The sequence below is a fragment of the Nodosilinea sp. P-1105 genome, from assembly GCF_012911975.1.
Lineage (GTDB): Bacteria > Cyanobacteriota > Cyanobacteriia > Phormidesmidales > Phormidesmidaceae > Nodosilinea.
Map to the genome: position 1 here is coordinate 132,743 of NZ_SMDQ01000006.1, position 7,694 is coordinate 140,436.

4 protein-coding genes are annotated in these 7,694 nt (G+C 59.3%); 1 reads left to right on the plus strand and 3 read right to left on the minus strand.

Going from position 1 to position 7,694, the window contains the following annotated elements; all coding sequences use genetic code 11:
- Positions 1–7: 7 nt before the first annotated feature.
- The 3 genes from E1H13_RS04685 to E1H13_RS04695 are packed head-to-tail and all read right to left on the minus strand — an operon-like array spanning position 8 to position 6,458.
- Positions 8–2,119 carry an OmpA family protein gene (locus tag E1H13_RS04685; RefSeq protein ID WP_169612240.1) on the minus strand — a complete coding sequence of 704 codons (2,112 nt, stop codon included), beginning with the start codon at positions 2,117–2,119 and terminating at the stop codon, positions 8–10.
- Positions 2,116–5,718, minus strand: coding sequence for a TonB-dependent receptor (locus E1H13_RS04690; RefSeq protein ID WP_206070040.1), 3,603 nt, complete (start codon positions 5,716–5,718; stop codon positions 2,116–2,118). Before E1H13_RS04690 ends, E1H13_RS04685 begins: the two co-directional genes overlap by 4 nt.
- Positions 5,715–6,458, minus strand: a complete 744-nt coding sequence (locus tag E1H13_RS04695; RefSeq protein ID WP_347404119.1) for a hypothetical protein — start codon at positions 6,456–6,458, stop codon at positions 5,715–5,717. Before E1H13_RS04695 ends, E1H13_RS04690 begins: the two co-directional genes overlap by 4 nt.
- 772 nt (positions 6,459–7,230) lie before the next feature.
- On the opposite strand from E1H13_RS04695, the gene E1H13_RS04700 reads away from it, so the two are divergent.
- A complete protein-coding gene (locus E1H13_RS04700) occupies positions 7,231–7,440 on the plus strand; it encodes a hypothetical protein (RefSeq protein ID WP_169612242.1) in 210 nt (69 codons plus the stop codon).
- Positions 7,441–7,694 lie beyond the last annotated feature (254 nt).

Genomic DNA, 7,694 nt, shown 5'->3' on the forward strand with positions numbered 1-7,694 from the left:
AGGATAATTACTCAAGTTGCAGATCGTCTTCTTGATCGACAAAGATGATGTCGACCCCGCGTAGGTCGGTAAAGACAAATTCCACCCGGCGATCGCGGGCATAGGCCAACCGCGAACTTTCATCGCTCAGCCGCTGGGTCAGGCCAAAGGGCACGATCTGCATCCGCTCTGGGGGAACGCCTTGGGCAATCAAGTAATTGCGGGCGGCATTGGCCCGACGCTCGCTCAGGGCTAGGTTGTAGGCGGCACTGGCGCGGGGGTCCGTGTGGCCATGGAGTTCCAGGGTGAGGAAGGGGAACTCCAGCATCACCTCGGCAATTTGGTCCAGTATCTCTGCGCTCTCGGCACTAATATCAGACCGATCCAGGGCAAAGTGGATATTGCGCGGCACCTCTAAGACCAGGGGTTCGGGCTCTGGGTCGACCACGATCTCCGGGGGCTCCGGCGGGGCACAACTGGGAATCTCCACTGCCGGGGGCGGTAGCACGGGCAGCGATCCATCGGCATCCAGCACCGCCGCCACCGGGGCCGGTTCCGAGGTGCCATAGCTGGGATCGCTGGCAATGGCGCTCAGGTGGCTGCCCGGGGGCACCTCCAGATCGGCGCTAAAGCGACCATCGTCTCCGGCGGAGACAGTGGTAATCACCTCAGCCAGGGGACCATAGGGCCGGTCGTCTTCCACCACCAAATACAGGTCCACCTCGCTACCGGGGTCGGCCCTGCCGGTGACGGTCACCGTGTCTCCAGTGCCCGTGAAGCGATAGCTATCAAACCTGGGGGCGTTGATCGCCCCATTGCCAGTCTCCTGGCGCCGGTTGTGGGAATTGCGGGGCGGGTTAGGCCCATCTCCCCGTTGAAAGTCCTGGACTCCGGCATTGCCCTGGGTAACCAAATCGATACTGAGGCCATCCAGTTGGGCAAAGCGGTTTTGGCGAATCAGGTTGCGATCGCTGTCAGGGTGCGCCGCCACCACCACCCCGGGTCCGGGCTGAAAACCAATGAAGTTATCGTTGATCTGGTGGTCGCTGCCCATCACATACACCGCCGAGCGGAAAAACCGCCGACCGTTGTATTGAATGGTGTTGCCGGTGATCTGACTGGCCCCTTCCGGCTTGAACAGATAGATGCCGCTACCGTCATTGCCGCAGATCAGATTGTCGGTAATCGCAGATCCGGCGATGGTACCTTCCAGACGGATGGCATCGGGCATACCGGCCAGACCATTACCGACGATCGCATTTTCGCTAATCTGCAACCCATTCGCCTGGAAGCCGCTAATGATCGCACTGCCATCGTGGTGCTCAATCCGGTTGTTGCGAATTACGGCATCGGTGCTGTTAAACACCGTCACCCCAAAGGCCGAGGGCACCTCTGGAAACTCGTCACTGGGGGGTAGCCCCAGCCAGTTTTGCTCCACCACCACCCCCTGGGGCACCGTGTCTTGGCGGGATAAGCGAAACATCGGTAGGGGAGGCGTCAAGGGGCTGGCATCCACTGGCGGGGCCAGGGCACTGATGAAAATATCCGAGGGGGGAGTGGTCTGGGTGGCGCGATCGGTGGTGCGAAATCCGTAGATACTCAGCCCCCGTACCACCACCCCATCGGCGGCAATGCTCAGACCCCTAGCCACCTCTTGGCCTGGGGCGACCGTCAGGGTAACCACCGGGGCCGGGGGAAACCGGGGATCAATCATCGCCTCGGCATCGTAACCGGCCTGGGTGGTGCCATCGATCACCAGGTTGGGGACAACCACCTCCGGCAGCAAATCCACCAGTTCAATGGTGGTTTCACCCTCGGGCAACTCAAAGCTAATTTCCGAGCCTGCCCCATCGGTCAGGGGTTCTACCAAGGCCTGCTCTGCTGGACTTAGGGCGTCCAGGGGTAGGGTGCCATTGGCCAGCTTCAGCGCTTCCCGCAAGGTCAGCTGCTCATCGGCCACAGGATCCCCGTCCAAGGCACTGGTCACCCGAATGCTGTAGGCCGGTACCGCTTCCTCCAGCGGCGTCTCTGACTCGATCAGGGGTTCGGTCTGACTCCAAACCGGGCTGAGCGCTATCCCCACCAACACCGGTGTACCCAGTACGGCGGCCCCGATGCCATATACCCATTGCTGCTTCATTCTGCACCTCCTTGCACCGCACTCACCGCTTCGGCATCGGACCCGGTTTGCACCATATCCTCATCGATGACGGATTCTTGCTGTTGCTGGGGCGATACCGGCTGTACCCCAAACTGGTTGAACAGCTGATTCACCTTGGCGGTAATCCCAAAGTAAGGACCGCTGGCTGACCGGTAACCGCCGCCCCCCGTAAACGAGGCGTCGTTCGCGCTACCAAAGCTGTACCCGACTCCCAGGCGCACATCTGGGGTGAGGTAGTAACCCGCCTCTAGGGCAAAGCCGGTTTCGCTATAGCCGACGACGGGTTGACCAATCCAGCGCACTTCACCGCCCACATCCCAGCGATAGGCAAACCGGTAGTTGGCTCGAAACTGAGCCAGGTGAATGGTGTTAGAAAAGCCAAAGTCCTGGGCCAGGTTAGCGCTGCTATAGCGCATGGCATATTTGCCATAGAACTCCCACTGCCAGTTGGGGGCGTAAATCCCCTCTAGGGCCAGGGTGTGATCTTCAGAATCGCTGCCAGTGCCAATCAGAATACTCTCGGGAGTACTGCTGGGGTTACTGCGATATTCGTAGCTGAATAACCCATTAAACTGGTCGCTTACCGGGTTCCGGTAGGCCAGCCCCAGTCGCAAACTACTGGAACTTCCCAGTTGGTCGGTAATGGTTTGGTTGGCAAAGTTAGCGTATTCAAACCGGGCTAGGCCGGTCAGGGCTCGGCTGATGCGCCCCGCCGCCGATGCCCCCAGCACTAGGTTGCTGGCCCCACCGCCGTCGCGATACTCAATGCGCCCGCTGGCTTGCCAGTCGGGGTTGTCGGTATATTCCAGCCCCAGACTGTAGGAGGTGGACGCCTGGGTTCCCAGGGCAGAGGCCCCCTGTTGACCCACCGCAAAGGGCTGGGCAAACTGCTGCCCCGCCCCGGTGAGAGCAAAGGAATCGCCAACGATGCGCTCGAAGCCAATGTTGGCCCGCAACCCTGGGGCTAGCACCACTCTGTGGTTGAGGCCGATCGCCCCCTGGCCAGTGATGCCGTTATAGCCCCCCAGCAGGGAATAGCGGTTGGTTAGGGTGGTGTTATCATCCAGCTCGTACTGCACTAGACTATCCAGGCTGGTGATGGAGCTGGGCCCCTGGCCGCCCGAGATAAACTGCTGGGCGAGCCGCAAGCTAACCCCAGGCTGGATGGCCCATTCCAGACCGATGGTATTGCGGGTGGGATAGAGGGGGTCCTGCTCACCCAGGTTGAGCTCGCTCTGGGCTAAAAAGCTGAGCGCTCCGGTAATCGGTAGGTTCAATCGCGAGGCCAACTGACTGGCATTGGTGGATTGGTTCTGGGCCCGATCCTGGCGAGAGCGATTGACAAAGTCAACCCCCAGGGTGGCGCTACCGAACTGCTGCACAATGCCGCCCCGCACCTCAGTCAGGGTGTTGTCCACCGGTGCCCCAGGGGCGGGCAGGAACCCAGGCCGCAGTAGCGCCTCCTGGGCGGTGAGCACCTCGGGGGCGGTGCCAAAGTTGACCTCCTGGTCCAGTAAGGCCCGCAGTTGGGTGGTCGGACTGACCCGGGCCAGCACCTGGCCGCCCCAACGGGTTTGCCCCGGCCGGAAACTGCTGGTGGCATTGTTGTTAAAGCCGCTGTCGGTAGAGCGGAAGTAGGCTTGGCCGGTGATCCCATCCAGGGGGGTGCCCGCCAGTTCAAACCGATAGGCATTGCCACTGGCGTTGGTGCCGTCGGTGTTAAAGCTGGAGCGGGCAACTTCCCCGGTAAACTGCCCCCGGTCTCCCAGGGGCCAGGAGAAGTCAAACCCATACAGGGTAAAGTCTTGGATGCCCTGGTTCTCGGTCAGCAGGGTGGCCCCGACAATACCGCCATCATCGCCGCTAGGGCGATACTGGACGCGCCCGGCGTACAGACTGCCGCCCGCATTGGGGCCATCCACCTGGTAGGTGACCACAATCCGCCGCACTAGGGTGCGACCCAGGGGGTTGATGTCAATGGTATTGATCGGCTGGCGAAACAGCAGGGTACCGCGATCGTAGTCGATGTCGTAATCGGCCCCTCGATAGAGGGGTTTGCGGTCTACCACGGTGCCGGGCCGATCGAGCTCTTCGGTTTCTAGGAAGACGTTTTCGCTGCCCCGTAGTACCAGTCGTCGCGAGAGGAAGTAAAAGCCACTGGTGCCATCAGGAACCAAGGTATCCCGCTGGAAGGGCCGCACATTGTCGGCATAGAGGGCGGTCAGCTGAATGCCATTTTCAAAGGTGTAATTGCCTTTGAAACCGTGGAGTTCGCGCACGGTGGCCGTCAAACTCTGGGATGGCGCCGCAAACTCCTGGGTGCCATAGTCCCCCCACATGAAATAGTCGGGGTCGGCATCGGGAACCACAGAGTCCCGCTGAAACCGCAGGTACAGGCTGTCGATGGAGGGGGTGAGAAAATCGGTAGTGGAGCTGTCGCCATAGACCGGATAGGTCTGATCACAGGCTTGCACATCCCGGTAGAGCCCGGTGCCATCACAGCGCTCATTCAAGGAGCGGGTGTTGTTGTAGGCCCCGGTAAACAGCCATTCACCGATGCTGCCGGTACCAAAAATGGCGGTTTCAAACCCCAGTTCCACATCCCGGTTGAGGGCGTCATCGCTGAGGAAGTCCCGGAAACTGCCCAGCAGGTTAGTGCCCCCTCGGCCCAACCGCACATCTACCACCCCAGAAATGATGGTCGGACGCAGGTCAGTGAAAAAGCCCACCTGGGTGGAGGCCCGCAGCGGCGGGTAAGTCTGGCCATCACTGGGATCAGCGCCGCGCACCTCGCGACCACTGACGGTGGCATGCACCGTAACTGGCTGAGCCTCTAGGGTCGAGCGCAACTGAGCCCGAAACTGCCCTTGGCGAGCCAAGACTTGAAAGCCACCGCGATCGGTATCGTAGTCGGCCCCGATAAATTCCCCAGCGGTGGTGGTCAGGGTAACGACCACGTCTTCGGCTAGGGGCTGGCCATCAGGGGTGGTAATTTCCCCGATGAGCACCAGGGAGGAGCGCCCATCCGCTGGAATTTGAGCAGCCCGTTCCGGGGTTAGGGTGATGCCGTACTCGGGGGCTGTTTCTGCGGCGGGTGGGTCTACCGGCGCTAGGGGCTGGGTGGGTGGCGGGTTGAGGGGAACCTGGTCGCGGGCGGGGCCAAACAATTCGGAATTTTCCCGCCGATTGGCCACCGTCGGCACAAGGTCGTCCAGCAGGGTTGATTCCTCAGGCATCACCTCTTGTAAACGCCCCAGGGGCAGCGTAGTTGAGCGACTCGGGACGCCCCCATCTGCAACCTCAGGCTGAGCCGCCTCTTCAATCGTTGCGGCCTCAGCGACATCAGTCTCAGGGCTAGACTCTGACTCAGGGCTAGGCTTTGAACCAGTGGTGACCACAGGGTCAGAACCTGGTTGGCTGGGGGAAAGGCGATCGCGGCTGTCCAGCCCGATACCATCCAAATCAGCCGCAGTTCCCGCAGCTTCTGGGGCGGCATAACCGGGCAGCATTAAGCCCAACGATCCAGTCAGGGTGGTCAGCAGGCCCAGCCCCAGGGTACGAGAGAACAGGAGTTTCATGGCTGCTCCTCCCCGAAGGTTGGCGTTACGGCAAAGTTCATACGGGCGAGCCCCCCAGGGGAGAGACGCACCAAGCGAGAGACACTGTTTTCCTCAATCCGATACAGATTTGGTGCCAGGGTGTAGCCCGGCAGACTGTATAGGTCTAGGGTGCCGACCCGGTAGCCTGGCAGCACATTAATCACCGAGAACAGGCCATCGGGGTCCGTCAGAATCCGGTTGCCGTCGTCCATAAACACCACGGCATTGGGCACTCCGGGTTCTCCCGGCTGTTGCTGACCGTCAAAGTTACGGTCCACAAACACCCGACCGACAAGGGTGCCACAGTCAGCCACAATGCCAGGACGAATGGTCATTTGATAGACCGCCGTCACCGTTTCAAACCCAGGGGCTGAGGCCTGGGCAATGTTGCGACCATCTCCCCGCACCGCATCGGGGGTCATCAGCACGCCATAGACCACTGAAATAGACTCGTTAGGGCCTAACGCCCCAAAGGTGAGGGTCAGCGTACTGTCAGTAAGGTTGATATCTGTAGGCTGCTGGGGTTCGCTACGCACCGAATCAGGTACATAAATCAAACCTTGGGGCAACTGGTCAGTAATGGTGACCGGATCAGCCACCTGGTTAGAGACGTTCGTTACCAGCAGCCGGTAAATGGCCACATCGCCAGGCTCAGCTGCCGCTCGGTCAGCCGTTTTCACAATTTCTAAACGCGGCTCTTCGACACCCGGAGGTAACACACCAGGGGCCGGGGCAATCTGGGTCGGATTAGACGGTATGACCTGTCTATCTCCTGGCGGACCTACCTCAGCTGATGCCTGATTTTCAATGAGAGCTTGACTATAAACCGGAGACGGGGGCTGTCCCCAAAAGCTTAAGCCGTAACTTAAGACTAGGGATAGAAAAAACAGCACCCCAAGATAAACGGGCCTTTTTTTAGGCCTTTTTCTATAGATGCGCCTCACACCACTCCTCTGAGACCACTCCTCACACCGTTTAGCAGAAGGGGCTGACGGGCTAGGGCTGCTTTATTGCAGCATGACTGCACAAAAGCAGTCCCTGGCTATAGCCAGACACCACCTCAGCTTTGAACCCACATCAGACTCAGTTCAAATTTGGAGCCTTCCCAGAGACAAAACTCCAAATCTGGCCCTGCATGGGGTTTATTGACTCAGGAACTTGCGTATTTGAAAACAATCAGCGAAATGTTTGACAACCGTAGAAACCCGTAAGAGCCCTACGGAGTCTAACTGACTAACAAGCCTATCACCACAGGGGAATTTTGGAACAGATTATCCAAAATTCATGGAAATCAAGAAACACGAAATAAATCTACCACAGTCCTCCGAATCTAAGTACCATCAGTAATATCCCGGAGGGTACCAAGAAGTTATATGAAACCTATAACCAATGCGTTTTGTAAAACCGGCTGATCTTTGGCGGCAGCCCTCCTATGATCGAACTAGCCAGTTTTTGAGTGGCCTGATCCACCATTGCCAGCGGGGGTGACCCATGACGACCGACCATCCAAACAGGGTTGACGCGGACAACGGCGATCGCTACTCCCCCCTTTCCGGTAGTTCCTCTCGGGTTGAAAGTCCCCGCTACCGCTGCCCGGTGGCCAGTTGTCATCAAGTTTGGTATCGCCATCAGGCCAGTGATGCGATTCCCCACTGTCCGATTCACGATCTAGCCCTGGTGCGCGACAGCAAAGTTCACTAGTATTCTGCCCCTCCCAGGAGGGGATGCCGGATCGGCGGTTGTAGGTTAATGACTTAGGCGATCTCTGGAAAACAATCTCCCAGTGGTGGGCCGAGCCCACCCAGTCCTGTCAAGTGGTGGTACTTTTCTCGAAAACCCCTGGAGCTGCGGGGTTGCGGCCACAACCACCAGGGAGTGAACTCCCTGGCTCACCGCAAAAGTCTGCTAAAGCAGACTGGGGAACTCGGCTCCCAATCCTCTTCAGAGGATTTCGG

Excerpts from the sequence above, each read along its gene's own strand:
- E1H13_RS04690 (WP_206070040.1), bottom strand. The coding sequence starts at position 5,718 with ATGAAACTCCTGTTCTCTCGTACCCTGGGGCTGGGCCTGCTGACCACC.
- E1H13_RS04700 (WP_169612242.1), top strand. The coding sequence starts at position 7,231 with ATGACGACCGACCATCCAAACAGGGTTGACGCGGACAACGGCGATCGC.
- E1H13_RS04685 (WP_169612240.1), bottom strand. The coding sequence starts at position 2,119 with ATGAAGCAGCAATGGGTATATGGCATCGGGGCCGCCGTACTGGGTACA.